The 21,192-nt window shown below is 49.8% G+C and carries 18 protein-coding genes; 14 read left to right on the top strand and 4 right to left on the bottom strand.

The genetic code is table 11. The features are described from left to right. The first annotated feature begins 76 nt into the window (after positions 1 to 76). The 5 genes from HLM86_RS07780 (at position 77) to HLM86_RS07760 (ending at position 6,049) form a co-directional block, all read left to right on the top strand. Positions 77 to 1,837, top strand: coding sequence for an SgrR family transcriptional regulator (locus HLM86_RS07780; protein WP_170882544.1), 1,761 nt, complete (start codon positions 77 to 79; stop codon positions 1,835 to 1,837). Positions 1,838 to 2,004: 167 nt separating this feature from the next. Further along, the gene (locus tag HLM86_RS07775) at positions 2,005 to 3,003 is read left to right on the top strand and encodes an ABC transporter substrate-binding protein (RefSeq protein WP_076588434.1); all 999 of its coding nucleotides are present in this window, start codon (positions 2,005 to 2,007) and stop codon (positions 3,001 to 3,003) included. Positions 3,004 to 3,072: 69 nt separating this feature from the next. Next, on the top strand, positions 3,073 to 3,972 hold the full coding sequence (locus HLM86_RS07770; RefSeq protein ID WP_076588431.1) for an ABC transporter permease: 900 nt from the start codon (positions 3,073 to 3,075) through the stop codon (positions 3,970 to 3,972). Continuing rightward, entirely contained in the window at positions 3,965 to 5,188 is a 1,224-nt protein-coding gene (locus HLM86_RS07765) for a quaternary amine ABC transporter ATP-binding protein (RefSeq protein ID WP_076588429.1), read from the top strand. Before HLM86_RS07770 ends, HLM86_RS07765 begins: the two co-directional genes overlap by 8 nt. A gap of 378 nt (positions 5,189 to 5,566) precedes the next feature. Next, positions 5,567 to 6,049 carry a GNAT family N-acetyltransferase gene (locus HLM86_RS07760; protein ID WP_076588593.1) on the top strand — a complete coding sequence of 161 codons (483 nt, stop codon included), beginning with the start codon at positions 5,567 to 5,569 and terminating at the stop codon, positions 6,047 to 6,049. 99 nt (positions 6,050 to 6,148) lie between these two features. Here the strand turns inward: HLM86_RS07760 and HLM86_RS07755 are convergent, their stop codons facing one another. Together HLM86_RS07755 and HLM86_RS07750 are read right to left on the bottom strand one after the other, a co-directional pair. After that, entirely contained in the window at positions 6,149 to 8,137 is a 1,989-nt protein-coding gene (locus HLM86_RS07755; RefSeq protein WP_217702136.1) for a hypothetical protein, read from the bottom strand. A 122-nt stretch (positions 8,138 to 8,259) separates the two neighbouring features. Next, positions 8,260 to 8,670, bottom strand: coding sequence for a hypothetical protein (locus HLM86_RS07750; protein ID WP_076588427.1), 411 nt, complete (start codon positions 8,668 to 8,670; stop codon positions 8,260 to 8,262). 559 nt (positions 8,671 to 9,229) lie between these two features. On the opposite strand from HLM86_RS07750, the gene HLM86_RS07745 reads away from it, so the two are divergent. Then, a complete protein-coding gene (locus HLM86_RS07745) occupies positions 9,230 to 9,682 on the top strand; it encodes a GyrI-like domain-containing protein (protein ID WP_170882543.1) in 453 nt (150 codons plus the stop codon). A 40-nt stretch (positions 9,683 to 9,722) separates the two neighbouring features. On the opposite strand, the gene HLM86_RS07740 is transcribed toward HLM86_RS07745, so the two are convergent. Next, positions 9,723 to 9,860, bottom strand: coding sequence for a hypothetical protein (locus HLM86_RS07740; protein ID WP_170882542.1), 138 nt, complete (start codon positions 9,858 to 9,860; stop codon positions 9,723 to 9,725). A gap of 136 nt (positions 9,861 to 9,996) precedes the next feature. On the opposite strand from HLM86_RS07740, the gene HLM86_RS07735 reads away from it, so the two are divergent. The 4 genes from HLM86_RS07735 to eat all read left to right on the top strand — a co-directional run bounded on the left by HLM86_RS07735 (position 9,997) and on the right by eat (position 15,573). Next, positions 9,997 to 11,589, top strand: coding sequence for a BCCT family transporter (locus tag HLM86_RS07735; protein ID WP_076588423.1), 1,593 nt, complete (start codon positions 9,997 to 9,999; stop codon positions 11,587 to 11,589). Positions 11,590 to 11,815: 226 nt separating this feature from the next. Continuing rightward, the gene (locus HLM86_RS07730; protein ID WP_170882541.1) at positions 11,816 to 13,240 is read left to right on the top strand and encodes an ethanolamine ammonia-lyase subunit EutB; all 1,425 of its coding nucleotides are present in this window, start codon (positions 11,816 to 11,818) and stop codon (positions 13,238 to 13,240) included. After that, the gene (eutC, locus tag HLM86_RS07725) at positions 13,233 to 14,090 is read left to right on the top strand and encodes an ethanolamine ammonia-lyase subunit EutC (RefSeq protein ID WP_170882540.1); all 858 of its coding nucleotides are present in this window, start codon (positions 13,233 to 13,235) and stop codon (positions 14,088 to 14,090) included. Before HLM86_RS07730 ends, eutC begins: the two co-directional genes overlap by 8 nt. Positions 14,091 to 14,121: 31 nt before the next feature. Then, positions 14,122 to 15,573 (top strand): ethanolamine permease, encoded by a 1,452-nt coding sequence (gene eat, locus HLM86_RS07720; protein WP_170882539.1) that lies wholly within the window; start codon positions 14,122 to 14,124, stop codon positions 15,571 to 15,573. 39 nt (positions 15,574 to 15,612) lie between these two features. Here eat and HLM86_RS07715 read toward each other — a convergent pair whose 3' ends face one another. Beyond that, the gene (locus HLM86_RS07715) at positions 15,613 to 16,344 is read right to left on the bottom strand and encodes a siderophore ferric iron reductase (protein WP_170882538.1); all 732 of its coding nucleotides are present in this window, start codon (positions 16,342 to 16,344) and stop codon (positions 15,613 to 15,615) included. A 270-nt stretch (positions 16,345 to 16,614) separates the two neighbouring features. On the opposite strand from HLM86_RS07715, the gene HLM86_RS07710 reads away from it, so the two are divergent. The 4 genes from HLM86_RS07710 (at position 16,615) to HLM86_RS07695 (ending at position 21,192) form a co-directional block, all read left to right on the top strand. Beyond that, positions 16,615 to 17,274 (top strand): nitroreductase family protein, encoded by a 660-nt coding sequence (locus HLM86_RS07710; protein ID WP_170882537.1) that lies wholly within the window; start codon positions 16,615 to 16,617, stop codon positions 17,272 to 17,274. Positions 17,275 to 17,492: 218 nt separating this feature from the next. After that, positions 17,493 to 18,293: a Cof-type HAD-IIB family hydrolase gene (locus tag HLM86_RS07705; RefSeq protein ID WP_170882536.1), complete on the top strand. Its 801-nt coding sequence runs from the start codon at positions 17,493 to 17,495 to the stop codon at positions 18,291 to 18,293. 332 nt (positions 18,294 to 18,625) lie between these two features. Further along, entirely contained in the window at positions 18,626 to 20,158 is a 1,533-nt protein-coding gene (locus tag HLM86_RS07700) for a PAAR-like domain-containing protein (RefSeq protein WP_170882535.1), read from the top strand. Further along, positions 20,158 to 21,192: an AHH domain-containing protein gene (locus HLM86_RS07695; protein WP_170882534.1), complete on the top strand. Its 1,035-nt coding sequence runs from the start codon at positions 20,158 to 20,160 to the stop codon at positions 21,190 to 21,192. The genes HLM86_RS07700 and HLM86_RS07695 overlap by 1 nt, the downstream gene beginning before the upstream one ends.

Genomic DNA, 21,192 nt, shown 5'->3' with positions numbered 1-21,192 from the left:
ATAAGCCACCATTTTCAATTAAAATAGGAAATTATTGTACGAAATTGGTGCTTATTTTGATTTTTCCGGAGGACTTATGTCCGATTTAACCTTACTGCGTTATTACACCCGCTTAACTTCACTTGGGACAGGTGAGGCGGTCAAAGTTGTCTTGCCCCAGCTCGCCGAACTCTGTTGCACTAGCCCTCGCCACGCTCGAAATTTACTCCATCAGATGCAACAACACGGTTGGCTGATATGGACACCTAAGGTGGGCCGGAATCAACGCTCTAGCTTGCAACTCAACCTTCCTCTCGACCAGCTCAAGCAGCAACTGGCCTCCGAACGGGTGCGACTTGGTCAATACCAAAAAGCACTGCTTATTCTTGACAATGATCAGGCCGCTTTTGGCCGCCTGCTGCGTACGACCTCCGGTGCGTCGCTCAGAGAAGGACGACTCCATATACAATTGACCTACAAACGTTCCTTTGAACGACTGGTGCCTCACCAACTGCAACGATCAAGCGAACGGTTTCTTCTTCGTCAAATCTACTGCTGTTTGGTGAGCAGTCATAGGGATGGGACCCTTGAACCGCAATTAGCGCATCACTGGCATTACGATCAAGACACATATCAGTGGACCTTCTATCTCAGACCCGCACTCACCTTCCATGATGGAAGCGCACTGGACGCTGACGGTATTGCGCGCTTATTCACCAAACTCTCGACGCTCCCCAACTATCGCCAAGAACTGTCCCATTTAGTCAACATTACCGCACCGATGGCCAATCAAATCGTCTTCCAACTAGACAAACCCGACTTCGGTTTTGGTGGGCTGATATCGGGCGTAAAATACGCCATTCAACCCATGAGCCAATTAAGCGAGAAAAACAACCTAAATGTTATTGGTTCTGGTCCTTTTAAGGTAAGTGAACATTCACAAACACGACTTTGTTTAGACGCCTTTGAGCAATATTACCACTGCCGAGCTTTGACCGATCAGGTCACCATTTGGAAGTTAGAAGAACATCAACTCGCCGATAAAAAAATTCAAACCAATCAGCCAGGCGCCCAAGAAAGCCGTGAATGTCGCTACTATCTGGCGGCAGAGGCCGGTCATCAGACCGACGATGATTCGCATCAATCTCGCATTGAGGAAGGATGCCTGTTTGTGTTGTTTAACCAAACCAGCACAGCCGGGCTCAATGAGGATCAACGCCGATACCTCTCTTCATTCCTCAGCGCACAGCGCGTTTACCAGCAACTCAGTCAAAGCCAAACATTGTTTGGTTGCGAGCAGGCCAGCAATCTACTGCCAATGTGGCAACCCATTGTGCGACCCAATGCCCCAGCAACGGATTTGCCCCACCACATCACGATCGCCGTTTACGATTACTCTGCACTGAAAAACTGCGCCTACGCCATCCAAACCATGCTGGCTTCGCTGGGGACAGAAGTCACCGTCAATGTCTATTCTTATCGCGCACTCAGTGAACTCGCCCAAAACAATAAACTGTCAGAGACTTTGGTGATCACCAACATTAATTTAGATGACAACCGCCACGCCTCCGCCTTTAGTAGCTTGTACCACAATCCGGTGGTGCAACACTGCTTGGGGCAAACATTAAGTGATTGGTTAACCCATTCGCTCAACACCCTGCGCTCAACCACCCAACTTGAACATTATCTTGAGGCATTAGAGCCGATTGCCTCCGCCATGATCACCCAATATTGGTTAAGCCCCCTCTTCCATCACCGGCAGACTTTGAGATTTCATGGCGTCCTAAAAAACGTCCAACTGACCAACTGGGGATGGCCAGACATCAAAAATGTGTGGTCAACAGATTGGCCAACTTAATTAGACCTCTAAAAGAGATAAGAGGAAGGGTTATCACTTTTTATGCAATATACCGATAAATTTCCCTAAAAAGTGACATGAAACACCCATAATCACAAGATGATTAGTTTGAACTCTAAACATTTATTGAGTAAGCTATCTTTATATACATTAGAAAGGAAATCGACATGTTATACAGAACCGCTGTGCTCGCTTTACTCGCCGCTAACACCGCCATTCATTCACAGGCAATGGCGAGTGAATGTGGCAAAGTCACCATCGCCGATATGAACTGGAATTCTGCCAGCCTTATTGCCAACATCGACCGCTTTATCCTCGAACACGGCTATGATTGTGACGCCGAACTGATCCCCGGGGATACCATGCCCACTGGCACATCCATGGTTGAGAAAGGCCAGCCGGATGTGGCGCCTGAGCTATGGAGTAATGGCCTTAAGGTCGCGCTTGATAAAGGCGTGGCCGAGAAACGAGTTCGCTATGCGGGTTATTCCTTTAAAGAGGGCGGTGAAGAGGGATTCTGGGTACCCGCTTATTTGGTTGAAAAACACCCTGAGCTGGCGACCATAGAAGGGGTAATAAAACACGCCAACCTGTTTAAACACCCTGAAGACCCTGAAAAATCGGCCTTCTACACCTGCCCTGCTGGCTGGAATTGCCAGATCAGTGCTGGCAACCTATTCAAAGCATTGAAACTGGATAACTCTGGTTTTGAGATAGTCGACCCCGGTTCAAGTGCTGGCCTATCCGGCTCAATTGCTAAAGCCTACGAACGAGAACAAGCTTGGTTTGGTTATTACTGGGCCCCCACAGCAGTGCTGGGCAAATACGAAATGGTAAAGGTCGACTTTGGCAGCGGCATCGACGAGAAAGAGTTTGTCACCTGTGTGTCACAGGAGGAATGCGAGGCTCCTAAAACCACCATGTACCCTCCTTCACCTGTGCATACCGTCACCACAGAAGATTTCGCCAACCGAGCTCCTGATGCTTATCAGTATTTCACCAAACGTGGCTTTACCAACGCCGATATGAACCAACTGCTGGCGTGGATGGAAGACAATCAGGCCGATGGTGAAGAAGCCATGCATTACTTCTTGGAAGATTACCCACAAATCTGGACAAAATGGGTTTCAAAAGAAGTTGAAAATAAAGTTAAAAAAGCACTTTAACGGACACCAAACCTGTTCGATGTACTCCAAAGCCAGAATCTCTGGCTTTGGTTTTAAAAGGAATGAATGATGTCTTCAGAAAACTGGTTTAATCACTTCCCAGAAATGGAACGTTCTGACCTCAGAACGATTCGCAAAACACTGGATGGGGCCTACAGAGAATTCTCTCGCGAATATGGGGATTTCATTGAGTCTCTTTTCGACCCTCTCCTCTCTTTTCTTATCTGGTTTGAAAAATTACTGCTATCAACACCTTGGATGATTGTGCTCGCTGTGTGCACGGGCTTAGTGTTTCTTGCCAGCCGCTCTTGGAAACTGTCACTGGGTTGCTTTGTTTCCCTGTTATTGATTGGTTACTTTGGCATGTGGGAAGACACAATGCGTACCCTGAGTATTATCACGGTCTGCACCCTTCTTTCTATTGTTCTGGGTATCCCCATTGGCATTGCAATGGCGCGTTCAAACCGAATTCAATCGACCGTCACCCCCTTACTGGATGTCATGCAAACCATGCCCGCTTTTGTCTACCTCATACCGGTAGTGATGCTGCTGGGTATCGGTAAAATTCCGGGGCTTATTGCGGTCATCATTTATGCGATCCCTCCCGTCATTCGCTTAACCAACCTTGGTATCCGTTTGGTTGATAAAGAAGTGTTGGAAGCCGCCACCGCTTTTGGCGCCAGTGCCAAGCAACGGCTTTGGGGCGTTCAAATGCCTCTGGCCATGCCAACCATAATGGCGGGCATAAACCAAACCATTATGATGGCCCTGTCGATGGTTGTCATCGCCTCAATGATTGGCGTAAAAGGACTGGGTCAACCCGTGCTTAAATCTATCACTAACCAGTACTTTACTTTAGGACTGCTCAACGGTTTTGCTATCGTCGCGCTGGCTATTTTGTTTGATCGTGCCTCGCAAGCCTACGCGAAACGAACTCAATCTCACTTAGGAGACATTAAGCATGACTAAACCGCTTATTGAGATCAACGGCTTGTATAAGGTATTTGGCCACAAACCTCAGTCAATTATGGCTCGGGTAAAAGCCGGCGAAAGCAAAGAACAAATATTATCTGAAACGAGCCACACCGTCGGTCTTAAAGACATCAACCTTAAGATCAATCAGGGTGAGATTTTTGTGATCATGGGCCTTTCAGGCTCAGGAAAATCCACCCTTATCCGCCATTTCAATCGCTTGATTGACCCCACAGAAGGCCAGATTTTGGTCGAAGGCATTGATGTAATGCAACTCAACCAGAAACAGTTAGAAGAATTTCGTCGCCACAAAATGTCGATGGTCTTTCAACGTTTTGGTCTACTTCCGCACCGTACCGTAGTCGACAATGTCGCCTATGGACTCGAAATTCAGGGGATAGAAAAACCCCAACGACACTCAACAGCCTCACAGTGGCTTGAGACCGTTGGCTTACAAGGGTACGAAAACCAATACCCCTCACAACTCTCAGGCGGTCAGCAACAGCGCGTCGGTCTCGCGCGGGCCTTGTGTACCGATGCGGAAATTCTGTTGATGGATGAAGCCTTCTCCGCCCTTGACCCCCTGATCCGCAGTGAAATGCAAGATCAACTGATCGAACTCCAGCAAAAATTGCAAAAGACCATTGTCTTTATTACTCATGACTTAGACGAAGCCCTGCGCCTTGGCGATCGCATCGCTATTCTCAAGGATGGCCTCTTGGTTCAGCAAGGCACACCGGATGACATTCTGCTTCATCCTGCCGATGATTATGTTGAGGCGTTTGTGAAAGATGTGAATCGTGCGCGCGCGCTCACCGTAGAGACCGTCATGCAGCCCCCTGCTTACCGCATTACGGCCACCAACATCCAAGAAGCCATTGCGCAAATGAGAGGGTTTAAACAGGATTACGCCTATCATGTCACAGAAGACGGCTATCAGGGCGTTGTCACCAAAGAAGGCCTGCTCGATGCCGCAAAAGACAAGACCAGCAAGGACATCCATCAGGAAATCTACGAAGAAGTACCCGCCATTTCGCCAGATTCTGCCATTGAAGCCGTGTTAATGGACAGTATTTCCTGCGACTATTCATTGCCAGTCGTCGATGAAGACGGCAATCTTCAGGGGAAATTAGAGCGCAGTGATGTCGCAGAAATTTTCTCAGAACAATCAGAGGATGGCACCAGCGACCCAAAGCTCAATAAAGCCTCTTAGGCTGCCCCACCGAATAAAACTCGGAGACAAAAGGGAGGTCATCAACTCCTCCCTCTTTTTTGCATCAAAATCAAAAAGAATGCTAAGCGCAATGAAGTGAAAGACAGGCCAGACAACCCCACCCTAGAGACCTTGATGGCCAACCCTCTCTATGATAATTTAGTTTTTAATTTTAGATAGTTACCTACGGTTAATAAAGGCTGGCATATTGGCATGAGGTAATAGGTTCACTCAGGTCAATGCGCAACGGGTACCCCTCAGTGCAAAGCGAGCTTATCAACATAACCATTGAAGTAATTACCCCAAGTGTTGCTTGATGCTCTACGCCCACACCGCTTTCCCACAAACCCTAATAAGCAGATAAGAAAAATGTCGAATATAATAACCATTGAAAAACTCAACGAATCGCATTTAGAAGCGGTCAAACGCGTGACATTATCCGACCCGCAGATCGCGTTTGCAGGTACCGCAGAAGACTTTATTGCACAGCGCAGTGATACCACACACCTGCACGTCATTTCCCACCAGAAAATGGTCGTTGGTTTCTTTAAACTGGACCTCGCCTATGCGTCCAAGTACGAATTTTGTCCTGAGCAAGCCCTCGGCTTAAGAGCGTTTGCAATAGACCAAAAGCAGCAAGGAAAAGGGCTGGGCACGCTCAGCGTCCAAGCACTACTCCGCTATCTTGCAAAGCATTATTCTGCCTACAAGCACATTTTTTTAAGCGTCAACGTTAAAAACCCAACGGCACGCGCTTGCTATCTTAAAGGTGGTTTTGAGGACACGGGAGAACTCTACCTAAAAGGCCCAGTTGGCCCACAACATATTATGCGAGCACCAATCTCACCGCTGAGCATCTAACGATGTTGTCTTAAACCAGCCTGTTCATGTGACAGGCTGGCGCTGAATGGACGGTTTTCTGCCGCGTCGATCAGCCCAAATCAATCACGGCACGAAACCTCAATGGTAGCGCGTTCCGGGGAAGCCCTGATGAAGCCCAGTCGAGATCACTTCATAGCGATTGGCGCTAAAGTTGGGCAGCGGATCAAATACAGCTCTTGGTAGACGCGGAAGTTGGACTAAGTACCCCTTTGGTGCCGACAAAAAGCCCACTTCGATGCCTATGTTATGTAGCTCCCTAGCCAATTTTGAGAGATAAAACCCACCGCCCACATTACAGGATTGTACTTTAAGCACACCCACTTTTCTTAAGCCCAAATCGAACAGCTTGCTCGCCAACCCTCTTGGACTCAGCGACGTTTCCAAACCATTTGAGTTAATGCAAACGGGGCCATAAGGATTGCCGTGTGCAACTACGTCCAATCGGTGAGCAAACGTCAGCTGAGAAAGTTTGCCCGTATTGACCTCAGGGAACAGTCTTTTCAAATGGTGCGACACGACATCGCCATCACTGTATATATTGCCTTGCGGTATACCGTAGCGGCTTTTCACATTCTCACCAAAGTGACGAAACAACGACGCCGGTTCCCCCTTACCCAACAAAAGTACATGGCGATAATCACCAGAAGAGACCCAGTTGGTTAGGCCGGATGTGGTTTGATTGAGAACCCAACCCGCAGCGCCTGCTCTCGCCACTTTATGCACACCAAATGAACCTGTCCCTTGGTACAAGGCATAATCATCACTAGAGGGGAATCGCCTAACACGCTGCCAGTCTCCCTCGACATTGGCGACGTAATCGGCACCTTCTACTGCCCCTGCACCCGCATAGTGATGCAGACCGGCTTCCACTTCTTCGCCGACTGCTGCCACGTTATCGACACCGCCCAACTCTAGTACTGAACTGGCATCAAGAGCATCGACACTGATGGTCGCTTCATGGGCTGCCAGTTCCACCGCCTCACTGGTATAGACGGCATCGGCAGCCGAAGCACCACCAAACATCAGACGGGAAAATATCAGCTCTTGTGCCAACTCCCCAAGTGCCAGCTCTCCGACAATCTCAGGTGCCACCAAAGTGGCCAGCGTCATCGCCGCCAAGCTCGGAAACTCCCAGCGGCTATGGTGAGGCTGCTGTTTGTGATCTCGCGTTGCATTCACAACCGCCTCCCCAACCATGGAGTAGCCGTATTTTTGATTGGGCAGGTCCTTGACGTGGTGATACCATTCCTGCCATTGATTTTTCTCTTCGTCACGCAGCCCATCCCACCGGCTCAAAAGTAGGTTTTGGGTCAAGGCCCCAACTCTGGCGTAGGGATGGGGCCCATTTTCTGCGCCGACAAACTGGTCGTAGCTTGGCTTCCAATTGGTGGCAAAACGTTTAAGATCATTTAACAGAACCCCCTCCAAACGCGCTTTAAACGTTCCACCCGGGGAAAAACCTGAGATTAAAAACTGGCGCAGAGACGTGGAGTGTCGATGGCCTGTTTGCTGGGCGAGTCTGGTCACTAACGCCGCCTCACCCCGTTGTTCAATCCCGATATTTAATGCAATGGAATACACCGCCAATTTCAACAAATCACTTTCATAGTAGCGCTGCAAATACAGGGCTTCATCTTCGGCCGATGGATAAATCAGCTCAAGCTCTGTCAAAAATTGGTCGAGAAACATCGCCCGCATATAATCGGCAGGAAACACTTCATGGTGAGGGAGATCATGTGCCTGAGAGAGGATAAACAAGGCCGAGGCTTCATTGACTAACGCTTGCTGAATCGGCGCTAGCGTGTGAAAGTCAAATTTGTCTTCTGCGAGTAAGCTTAAGCGAGAGAAAAACACCTCCCCCATCGGATCCACACCGTGCTTTTTCTTCGCGACATTAAACGCGTCAACCGCGCTAAGCGCATGCTCCTGAGCCTGCCAATCCACCCAAGTACTGACCTTGTCACGGATCGCCTTATGATGATCGTATTGATTATAAATAGGCTCAACCGCACTTGCAGTAAAACCCGATGCCGCCAGTAAAACAGAAAGAATAAACTTTATTTTCATTATTATATTTTCATTTGTAGGGTCACGAGAAGGCCGTGATACAGACGCGCACCGACGACCAATAAAAAGCCAGATCGTTACAATCTGGCTGAAGTAAGGAGTTTCATTCTCGACAAGATCGATTATTGATTGAAGTCAACTGGGTTGGCCATTTCCAAACGATGAAGAACATGGTCAGGCAAGTTGTTCAGGAAAAGGTTAAGGTCAAGTTCAAACGGGCTGTTAGCCGCAGAGCGGCACATCACTAAGTCATCACCCAAAATGGCAAGTTTAGGTACGCCGCCATCCCAAACCAGTTTAGCGGTCAAGTTGAGATCACTGATGTCGATACCACAATCATAAGTGCGTGAGCGGAAAATACCGTTTTCAATGGTATAGCCACCAAGCAGTGCAACAGGGTGTTGCGATTGAGGGAACACAATCGATGCATTTTCAGTCGCAGCGGAGTGTGTTGGGAAAGAAAGGCCCGCATTGGCAGATGCGAAAGCGGAAGCGAACAGGGTCACTAAGCCTATAACGTAACGAAGTTTCATTTATTGTTTCTCTTATAATTAAATGGGAATATTCCCAATGAGAATGTATATCAACCTCATATCACAGAGCAATCCGCATAAGTCTATGATTTATGTAGGAAATATGCCCTGACACACTTAAGACTCACACAAAAAGATTAAAATTCCTTATGAAACATGGAGTTAATCATTTGTTATTTCTCTACTTTCCCGTTCATACACCGTCAAAAATACACGGTCACAGGGATCGCATGAATAGACCCATTTATGTCAATAGCTCATCGTTTGTTTTTTTTAGGAAATTTCGACTTTAGCCAACCAAAACATCCCATATCTTGATTCGTATAAACCAATCCTCTTTTTAGAGTAAATACTTATTTAACGGCCGAATATCACGCCAACAATAGGTGATCTCGCACGGTGTTTTCAGTGAAAGGGGATTGCTATTTGGCGGCCAGTAAGACTGGAGACAGTAGGCAGAAAAAGATCTGGCGACGCATCTCAACCATGCGTTGATTAAAGCGCCGTCCCTGAATAGACTTGTGCCTCTGTCTTACTTGCATCCACAGAAAGGATTTCCATGCATACTCAAACCCTTAATGCCATTGCCGTCACAGGCTATCAAACCACAACCACCAACGCTCGTGAGCGTGATCCCGCCACCGCCGCCATCGGTCAACTGTGGCAAAAGTTCTCTACCGACCTAATTCCCAAACTCGCCGAAGGAAGCGGAATCTATGGGCTGTACACCCATTATGAATCCGACGCTGACGGTCAATTCGATGTGATTGCCTGTTGCGATGATCGCTCACTCATCGAACAGCCAGATCTGATAACAACAAGCATTCAAGCAGGCCGCTACCTCACATTTTCTGCGTCCGGAGAGATGCCTCAAGCCGTGATACAGCTGTGGGAAGAGATCTGGCGGTACTTTGCCTTAGAGGATTGTCCGCATACCCGGGCATACACCACGGATTTTGAGCACTATACCGGCCAAAACAGCGTCAACATCTCGATAGCCATTCACCCTTAATTCCTCACTTCGTCCGTCAACGGCCGGGAAAACCGAGCCTTCACAGCAACCCGCCAGCCCTAACCTCACTCAACCCGTGAGTGACGAGCAAGTCCGCATCTGTGGCGACACTGACCCACCCCACCCGAAAAGTCGTCAACACCCTTGCTAAGCTATTGGAACGCGCTAAATTATTCATTAGACCTCTACTTAATATCAACATGATATAACAACACGATTATCAGCAATATAGGGAAAAATTTCCGTTTAATGCCAAATTCTGTTAACCTTTCGCCGATTTTTTATTTCGAACTCTAACGAATTAGTGAGGACCAATGAGTAGTAGTAAGGATAGATACAGTATCGACAATACCGATTATACCGTCGGGCAAGATAATGTTCAGAAGTGGGGGTTTGATGTCCATAACCCAGTTTTTGGTGCCAGTGCGGGCCTGATCATTGTATTTCTTGTCGCCCTTCTTATCGTTGACCCCTCCGATGCCAAAGCCGCGCTGGACGGCGTCAAAGTACAAATCATTGAATCGTTTGACACCTTATTTATGTGGTCAGGCAATGTGTTTCTGATTTTCTGTATTGGTCTTATTCTTTCCCCTTTTGGTAAAATTCGCATCGGTGGTGTTGACGCTAAGCCCGAACATTCAAACCTTTCTTGGATAGCGATGCTGTTTGCCGCTGGAATGGGAATTGGCCTAATGTTCTGGGGAGTGGCAGAGCCTGTTGCTTACTTCACTGGCTGGTTTGAAACCCCTCTGGGTGTTGAGCCATACACTGAAGAAGCAGCAAAAGTCGCTCTGGGTGCAACCATGTTCCACTGGGGTCTTCACCCATGGGCCATTTACGCTGTTGTCGCGCTCGCCATGGCGTTCTTTGCGTTTAACAAAGGATTGCCCCTGTCTATTCGCTCCGTGTTTTACCCCATTTTAGGTGACCGTACTTGGGGTTGGTTTGGCCATATCATCGACATTCTCGCAGTGCTCGCCACCCTATTTGGGTTAGCCACATCACTGGGATTGGGCGCGCAACAAGCGGCCAGTGGCATCAGCCATGTGTTCGGCGTCGAAGGCGGTTTGGCATTGCAATTGGGCGTGATCGCCTTTGTCACCGGCTTGGCTATCTTGTCCGTGATCCGAGGAATTAACGGCGGCGTCAAAGTATTGAGTAACATCAACTTACTGATCGCCTTTGCCCTGCTGCTCTTTGTGGTAGCGGTTGGCCTAGCGACCACATTGGGGACTCTCCCAATCACGCTTTCCGGTTACGTAGAGAACATGTTGCCGCTGAGCAACCCTTACGGACGTGAAGACGAAGCTTGGATGCATGGCTGGACGGTCTTTTACTGGGCGTGGTGGGTGTCTTGGTCACCGTGTGTCGGGATGTTTATCGCCCGTATTTCCAAGGGCCGCACCGTACGTGAATTCCTCAGCGCTGTTATCCTGATCCCAACGACCATTACCCTTGTATGGATGTCAGCATTTGGTGGTTTAGCGATCGAGCAGGTGGTCAATCAGGTCGGTCAACTGGGTGAAAATGGTTTAACCGACATCACGCTATCCCTGTTCTATGCGCTAGATGCCATGCCCATGGGTACCCTATTGTCGGTGATTTCAATTGTGTTGATCATGGTGTTCTTTATTACCTCTTCTGACTCCGCCTCATTGGTTGTAGATAGCATCACCGCGGGCGGTAAAGTCGATGCGCCCGTTCCTCAACGTATTTTCTGGGCCTCAATCGAAGGCGCCATCGCCGCCGTGTTACTCTGGATTGGTGGAACAGAAGCAATACAAGCGCTGCAAGCGGGCACCATCTCGACGGGCTTGCCTTTTACCGTGATCCTGCTGACGATGTGCGTCAGCCTACTCATGGGCATGAGAACCGAACTGCAACACCATAAAGTCAGCTACGCTTAACCTAGGTTTCGCCGTACCTTCATTCAATCGCAACGCCGAGTCTGCTCAGACTCGGCGTTTTTTGTTGGCGCCTCCTTGCGAATCTACGCCTCGCCCATCTGCCTTGAATTACACCGATCCAAATTGATAATTTTATTATTTTTCATATGGTTATGAATGGTCGCTTTTTTCTGGTATAACTAAAAAACAAGGTTCTTTGGCGACAAATTAACCAGGAGAAACAGGGATGACAAACACCTTCCGCCACCAGCAGGGAAGCCGAGTTTATACCTTTAAATCCTTGGCCGATGTGATGGCAAAAGCCACCCCACAACGTTCAGGAGACGCCCTTGCTGGCGTGGCCGCTGAGTCAGCGGCAGAGCGTGTCGTTGCTCAAATGACACTGGCTGATTTACCACTCAGCACTTTTCTCAATGAAGCCGTGATCCCCTACGAACAAGACGACGTCACCCGCTTGATTATCGACAGCCATGACCAAGATGCCTTTGCCCCACTGGCGCACCTGACCGTGGGTGATTTTCGCAACTGGCTCCTCAGTGATCACACCGATACCGCTCTTTTAACAAAAGTTCGCCAAGGACTCACCCCTGAGATGGTTGCCGCCGTAAGTAAACTGATGCGTAACCAAGACCTGATCTTGGTAGCACGAAAATGTCAGGTCACCACCGCATTTCGTAACACCATCGGCTTACCCGGCCGCCTTTCTACCCGATTACAGCCCAATCACCCCACCGATTCGCTCAACGGGATCGCGGCCACCATTTTTGACGGATTAATGTATGGCAATGGTGATGCCGTGATCGGCATTAATCCAGCCACCGATAATGTCCCTCAGGCCATCAAGCTGATAAAACTGATGGACGACGTGATCCAGAACTATCGCATCCCGACCCAATCCTGCGTCTTGACCCATGTCACCAATACCATTGAAGCCATCAATCAAGGGGCGCCCGTCGATCTGGTTTTCCAATCTATCGGAGGAACGCAAGGCACCAATGAAGCCTTTGGCGTGAATTTGCCCTTGCTCAAGGAAGCGCAGCAGGCAGCGCAGTCGCTCAATCGCGGTAGCCTAGGCAACAACGTCATGTATTTTGAAACCGGACAAGGCACTGCGTTATCGGCCAACGCCTTCCATGGCGTCGATCAACAAACCTGTGAAGCACGCGCCTACGCCGTGGCGCGCCACTTTGACCCCTTATTGGTTAACACCGTGGTCGGATTTATTGGGCCTGAGTACCTGTTTGATGGCAAGCAAATCATACGGGCGGGTTTGGAAGACCACTTTTGTGGCAAGTTACTCGGCCTGCCCATGGGGTGTGACATCTGTTACACCAACCATGCCTATGCCGACCAAAATGATATGGACAACCTGCTCACCTTACTCGGAGTCGCCCAGTGCTCGTTTATCATGGGGATCCCCGGCTCAGACGATATCATGCTCAATTATCAGACCACCTCATTTCACGATGCCCTATACGCACGTAAAGTCCTCGGGCTCAAACCCGCCCCCGAGTTCGAACAATGGCTGATCGACATGCAGATTTTCAACAACGTGCCACAAGTCCGTTTGAACGATCACCCTAGCGGACGATTTGCAGGGGCGATTCAAGATCTGCACACCAACCCAAACAAGGGGAAACGCCATGGCTAAAACCAAACCGCCGTTGCAGCAACACGCCCATGTGACCGACAACCCTTGGCAAACATTGCGTGATTTTACGTCGGCTCGGATTGCACTGGGCCGCAGTGGCACCAGCATTCCAACCGATGCCCTGCTCTCTTTTCAACTCGACCACGCTCAAGCGATCGATGCCGTACACTGCCAGCTCGATACCGATGCCTTAGTGAAGGCGCTCAGCGATTGCGAGCCATTGACGGCGTTCACCCATCAGCCCCCGCAGGTCGTCGATAGCCAAGCCAGCGATCGATTGATGTATTTACAACGTCCCGATCTCGGCCGTTTGCTTTATCCACCTCATCAACAACGGCTTTATGACCATGCCCCTCAGGCACAAGTTGATCTCGCCATTGTCATCGCCGATGGCCTCTCAGCCCTTGCGGTACAAACGCATGCCGTCCCCGTGATTCGTCGTTTAGTGTCTCTATTACATAACGATCACTCGCACCGCTGGACATTGGCGCCAGTCACCATTGTGCGTCAGGGGCGAGTCGCCGTGGGTGACGATGTGGGTGAATGCTTGCAGGCTAAGGTGGTCATGATGATGATTGGCGAACGGCCGGGGCTGACCTCACCCGACAGCCTAGGCATGTATTTCACTTGGCACGCTAAACGGGGCACCAAAGATGCCGATCGTAACTGTATCTCCAACGTTCGCCCACAAGGACTCGATTACGATCAAGCCAGCCAGCGAGCATTCTATTTGCTGGATCAAGCACGCAGGCTTGAGCGCTCCGGTATCACTCTCAAAGATCACTCCGTGATCAGCGTTCAAGATGACCCTGAACAACCCAACAACGATGACAATTTCTTAATGTCCTAACCACACCTGTTAACCAGTAAAAGGATTTACTATGTCTCAACATCAACAATATTTGGCCAAACGGCAGCTCAAACGTGGCAGTGCCGGGTGGGTCCTGTTGGCCGGCCTTGGCGTCTCCTACGTGATATCCGGCGATTTTGCAGGCTGGAATTTTGGTTTGGCTCAGGCAGGCTGGGGCGGCTTTTGTCTCGCTGCCATTGCCATGGCGGTGATGTATCTGTGTTTGGTTTTATCGCTGGCAGAAATGTCGGCCGCCCTACCAACCGCAGGGGGAGGCTATAGCTTTGCGCGTCTCGCCATGGGGCCAACGGGTGGCTTTCTCACCGGATTATCGGTGCTGATCGAGTACGTTCTCGCGCCGGCGGCCATTGTGATTTTTATCGGCTCTGCGGTCAACGAACTGCTCGGGGTCGATGGCCCTTGGGTTTACGCCCTGTTTTACGCCGCGTTTATTGCAATTCACCTCACAGGGGTGGGCGAAGCCCTAAAGCTGATGATGGTAATCAGTGGCTTGGCTGTCGTGGCGATTCTGATCACAGCAGGTGTCTTGATCACTCATTTTGATTGGAACCGTCTTTTTGATATCGCCCCTGCCACCGAGCACGCGTCAGTCTGGTTGCCCTTTGGCTGGCATGGTGTTTGGGCCGCTCTGCCCTTTGCCATGTGGCTGTTCTTGGCCGTAGAAGGCGTCCCATTGGCCGCCGAAGAAGCCAAACAACCGGAAAAAGACGTCCCCAGAGGCATTATAGGTGCGATGCTATTCCTGCTGTTCACCGCCACCTTGGTCACCGTGTTACTGGCTGGCGCCGCCGGCTCTCAAGTGATCGCTCAAAGCGCGGTGCCCTTGGTCGACGCCTTGAAACTGACAGGAAACCCGACGGTGGCAACTCTGGTCAACCTACTTGGGTTGGCGGGTTTAATTGCCTCGTTCTTCTCGATCATCTACGGCTACAGTCGATTGGTCTTTGCGCTGTCACGGGCAGGCTACTTACCCAAAAACTTATCCCTGACCAATGACAAAAAAATCCCAGCGCGCGCCTTAATCGTTCCCGGTGCGCTTGGGTTTATGGTGTCATTGAGCGGAGAAGGGGATCGGATCCTCGCCATGGCCGTCGTGGGCGCAACCGTCTCTTACGCACTCATGTCACTCAGCCATATTCTTTTGCGCCTCAAACAGCCGCAACTGCCGCGCCCGTATAAAACACCAGGAGGCATACTCACCTCTGGCGTTTCATTGCTACTGGCCTTAGTCGCCATGACGGGCGTCTACGCCTTCGACCCGATGGCTTTTTATATGACGCTCGGCCTCTATCTAATGGGGATTGCATACTACGGTCTCTATAGCCGACATAAACTGGTGGCAAGCAATGCCGCCGAGGAATTGGCGATGTTAAGCGAAACGGACCTAGGCTTGAGTGGCAACGATCAGGCACTCAGCGATCCAAACAAACCCTTAGAGCCCAAGCCGCTTAACCCATCATAAGCCTTTGCCCACTAAGATAGCGCCGCGGACCACTCTGAATTAGCGTTTGTTGTCAGGGTGGCGCGGGCAATCTTGGCACAGTTCCCTACCCGTACACTTAATCACAAGGCAGCAACTGGTTCGGACCAACTTCAGCCGGCCAGTGTCGTTGTCCACCGTCAAGGTATCGGCGAGCGCTAGCGGCAAACCGCACGCTTTAAGCCACAGCTGAGCATGCTCAAGCAGGGTTTCAACCGGTTTATCGGGCGCAAACTGGCTGAGCTTGACCAAGCATCCCAGTACACAGTCGGCCAACAAATGACGAGTAAAACCAGGGCGTATTCGAGTCCACTGGCTCATTTCGTTGCGGTAAAACTCAAACAAGGTAGCGAGCTCAACGCCCGCTTGGGCAATCAGAGCTTCCTCTGTTCCATGTTGATGCTGAGCCGAATCAAATTGATACCCAGAAACAAATTCGGACTGCACCGTCTGGGCGATTCGCTTAAGTTCAGGCAGTCCATGTAAGGTATAAATCGACACAAACGCAACGTACACAGGTTGCCAGCAAATCACATCCCAGCTGCGGGTCAGCCAGTAGGCGGGGCCAGCTTCAGGGTTTGCGGATTTCAGCCGCTCATACAAGGCTTGGATGGTGTCACTGCATGGCCTATCAATATGCAACAGACCAAGCTCTGGCGGCGGTTCCGGGAGTGGTGCCAGCGCCCCTGCCAAATAGGGCGTGACTTGCAGTGAATATTCAAACAGGTGGTCAAAAAACGCATCCGAGCTCATGGCAACCCTAATACTATCTTAAAATCAGTCTCTTAGAATAAAGCGTTCCCCAGTTTAATGCAATCCGCCCAACTCAGCCCTTATTATGGTCACTTTATTCCATAATGATTGGGTGTTGTGGCTCTTTTTTCTTCGCCAACGGCCCGTTATTCTTTGGTTATCGCCGCCATGACTGCCCAGTGAACAACGCGCCGTGATAGAATCAAGGCCAGCGCAAACCAAGGGCTGCACTGGCCTCAACACACTTATTAGACCCAATCAGGAACCCTTATGACTCATCCAATCATCGCAGACCTCAATACTCGCTATACCACCAAAAAGTACGACGCCTCTCAACGTATTTCCGCCGAAGACATGGACATCATCAAACAAGCGATCCGCTTGTCGGCGTCGTCAATTAATGCCCAGCCATGGAAATTCATCGTATTGGAAAGCGATGACGCCAAACAACGTTTTTACGACACCTTTGCCCACCAGTTCCAGTTCAATCAGCCCCACGCCAAAGAGGCGTCACATACGATCTTGTTTGCGCATAACCCGCGCTTCACCAAAGAAGATTACAAAAAAGTCGTCGATGCCGAAGTCACGTCCGGCCACCTGCCCGCCGACCGCTATGACGCCATGCTCGACGGTGCGTTTGGCTTTGCCGAAAGCAATACCGATCAAACCGGTTTTAACGGCCACTGGACCAAAGCACAAACATACATTGCGCTGGGCAATACCTTACATACCCTCGCTCGGCTTGGGATTGATTCAACGCCGATGGAAGGGGTCGACCCTCAATTGATTGGCGACATCTTTGAACAAGAGCTGGACGGGTTTGAATGCAGCTTTGCTCTCGCCATGGGCTACCATAAATCGGGCGATGATTATAACCACGGCCTACCTAAAGCACGCTTGCCTATGGAATCGGTCATCACCGTACTCTAACTGGTGTCGCCGCCCCAGCTTGGCGCTGGGGGCGTACCCTAGCGCAGGGTTTACAGCCTTGGTCGTTACCATCAATAAGGCCACAGTGACAGAAAAATGCCCGACGGCGCGCGGCAAGCCAATAACAGTACTTGAGTTCATTGTCATTTCCTGTACTTTAACCGCTAGTCACCTGCACATTGGGCAGGCTCTTAGCGTTGAATAGTTCAGGTAAGCACATGTCATCATCAGAGATTAAATTTATTGCCACCGATATGGACGGCACACTTTTGGATCAAAACAGCCAGTTAAATCCCGAGTTTTTCGACATCTATGCTCAGTTAGAAAAGAAAAACATCCTGTTTGCTGCCGCTTCAGGCCGCCAGTATTTCAGCCTGCTGGACACCTTCGCGCCGATCAGTGACCGCATGATGTTTATTGCCGAAAACGGTACCCTAGTGATGCACAAAGGCCAAGAACTGTATAGCTGCCCAATGGAAAAAGACTCAATTGGTGACATCATTACTCAAGCGCGCGCGATCAAAGGCGCTCACATTGTGCTGTGCGGCAAACAGTCAGCCTACATCGAAACACAAGATCCTGACGCACTGGCGGAATTTTCCAACTATTACCATCGCTGCCAATACGTGGATGATTTGCTCAAAGTCGACGACCAATTTATTAAGATTGCTATTTGTCATTTTGAAGGCACCGAAACTCACGTATTCCCATCCATGAACGCGGGGTTTGGCACTAGTCATCAGGTCGTGGTGAGTGGGCAAATCTGGCTCGACATCATGCACGCGCAAGCCTCGAAAGGCGCGGCCATTGAACACCTGCAACACACCTTAGGGTTTAGCCGCCAGCAAACCATGAGCTTTGGCGATTACCTCAACGATGTGGAAATGCTGCAACAAAGCCATCACTCGTACGCGATGGACAATGCCCACAACACCATCAAGAAAATCGCTCGATTCCACGCACCCAGTAACCGCGAAGACGGGGTACTGACCGTCATTAAAAATACCGTGTTGGCGTAAGTTTCCCAAACAAGCCGCAAAAATAAACCCGCCGGACCTCAGTAGGCTCGCGGCGGGTTGCTTCGTCATATCGAGTCTTGTTTCTCGGAACAGTCTCCGTGCCGCGGCCATCTCGCGATATGGTCATCCTATTGATGGTAAACGCCGCCACCGCCCCTAATAACAAGTCAGACATTAAAAAACACCCACCATTTTTGAGAGGTTGTGCGAAAATTAATGACTTCAGTGATTTTGCCTATGAAAACAGGTATTTTCACTAGGCAATTCATTGGATAAATGCGTCATGAGTTTTATATCATAGGGACTCGATTATCAATAGATAAGGGTTGACTATGGGCGTCACTGTTTGCGCAAACGGGCTTAGCGTCATACACAAAGGATCGGGCGGCGAAGCCAATGCAACACTGCCGGATGTGTGTTTAACAACGGTGGGCAATGCCGTTGTTCCTATTCCTTATGGCAATAACGCAAAATCGTCGGATCTGGTGGATGGCACCACCACCATAACCATGGACGGCGGCAACAGCGTGGCCATCAAGGGCAGCAAATTTTCAAAAAGCACAGGCGATGCCGGTGGCGATAAGAAAGGCGTCGCGTCTGGCACCATTGAAGCCGAAGCCAAGTTTATTTCCGCGTCACCGACGGTCAGCATGGAAGGCAAAGGCGTCTGCCGTCTGAGTGACCAGATGACCATGAACAAAGGCAATACCATGTGCCTTGGCGGAGCACAGAACCCGTCGGTCACGGTCACAGAAGATCAAGAAGGCACCTACACAGTCGATTTGGCCCTGTCGTATGCCGATGGTGATCCAGTCCAAGGTGCCAGTTACACGCTGGTGGATCAAACCGGCGCGACCTTTACCGGCAACCTTGACAGCAAAGGCAAGGCCGCGGTGGGTGGCGTCGCACCGGGCCAGTTTGAGGTGGAATACGGGGAAGATACTCGCGAGTTCACCCCAAATGCCCCCACCAAAGCCAACCCAAGGTTTAACCCCACCACAGATCCAAAACAACTGGTCGATAACGCCAAACAAGGGGAATTGGGCTTTTGGGAAAATGCATGGCGCAAAACCTCTGGCACCGCCAGTTGGGTATGGGGGGTGATCCTCGGTGATTTCAACAACAACGCCACCGTTGAGCAGATCATCGCCAACACCGCCATTACCATGATACCTGTGGTCGACCAAGTCGCCGATTTGCGCGATCTCGCCGCCAACATACTCAAGCTCCTCGATGAGGACGCAAGAGAAGAGCCCGAAAACTGGCTGATGCTCACCCTCACCCTGATTGGCTGTATCCCATTGTTTGGCAGTGCCATGAAAGGCACCTGTAAAGTGGTCTTAAAGCTGGGTAAAGAGACACCAAAAGACGATTTACTCGCTATTATGCGGGCCCTTGGTAAAGGCGACCCAGAAAAGTTTCTCCGTGAGCTCGACTGGGGCAGCTACGCCAAACAATGCGCAGAAATCTTATCCGATGTGATCAAACCCTGCCGAGACATTGGTCTTGAGCTGGCCGAATCGGCCAACCGCATTGGCGCCGATTCACTGGGCGAATATTTCCTCGATTTGGTCAGTGAGTTAAAAACCCTTGAAAAACTCGCTTCAGACAATATCGCCAAAGCCACCGATAGCTTTGAGCACTTATTCCAATCGGTCTTAGGCAAGGCGGATGATGTATTCCCCGCCAAAACCTACCACAGTGGTGGTAAAGGCACAGCGCAAAGCGGCAATAAAACCACCAAAGCCAATGAAAAGAAAAAGGGCACGGGGACATGTAGGCTCTGCAACCGTGTAATTCAGGAAAAGGGCAAAAAAGCCGCCAAGAAACAAGATGGCAACTGTGTAGGACATAAGGTGATCTAATGGCAAAGAAAAGCGAACCAGCCCCGACAACAAAGATAGAGCAATGGCGCCCGTATTTAAAATGGATAAACAATAAGGGTAAGGTTGGCGAGTTTAAGGGCAACCTTAAGAGAGGCAATAACGGTGTCTTAAACGCTTCTATTGGTGCAACGAAAGCCTTTACTGATAGCGAAACAACCGCTGCAGCAAAACGTGATTGGAACGCCCGTCACCCTTGGGCCACTGATAGCGGAATAACCGAGCCTTATAAGACAGATAGGGCACTATTGACACCGCACCATCTAATTTCATGCAACGTTACCGAGAAGGTCCTGACAAGACATTTTGCAGACATAATTGAGAATGATATTGGTTATAATGTCAATAGCTCTCATAACTTGGTGCTATTACCCAACAGTACCGTTGTGGCCTGCTACCTAGGTGTACCACCACATGAAGGAGGCCATAAATACGAACTTTCAGCTCAGGAAACTCTCGACATTGAACGCTCATCCGATGCCAAAATTGCTGGCAAAAGAGTCTGGAAAAGCACATTTGATGTCGAGACACAAGGTTATCATGCGAAAGTGCTTAAGCTGGTACATCAAGTGATCGTCAAACACTTTGATTGTAAAGATAACATAGATCACAACAAGTTTATTGCCGATATGAATCAAGTTTCAAAAAAAATCCTTAAAAAGCTTGCCGAGTTTCAGTGGCTGCTGCATGAAAATGGCGACGATTATCATCCAGACAGCCATCAAGGTTGCCGCAATACTCGATTAATCAGCTCCTACGTCAAGGGAGAGGGTAGAGAAAAAGCCATGGGCCGCGAAAGTTCGAAACGTGTAACTAAGAACTTTCCAAAATTACAAACCGAGCCCTGCACTAATCGTGAACACACCAAAGATATGGAATATTTTGTGCATAAGCTTAATAAAAATGACATGCGTAGCAGAGGGATGAAAGTCGCCACTGAAGTCGAGTGGGTCATGTCCGCAAGTACTTCAAAAACGCCAGCCACTCAAGACAACAAACAAACCGAGACGGCCTAA

This window comes from Vibrio ostreicida (assembly GCF_013074385.2).
GTDB classification, from domain to species: domain Bacteria; phylum Pseudomonadota; class Gammaproteobacteria; order Enterobacterales; family Vibrionaceae; genus Vibrio; species Vibrio ostreicida.
The sequence above is the reverse complement of the archived record's forward strand: the minus strand, read 5'-3'. Positions and strand labels throughout refer to the sequence as shown.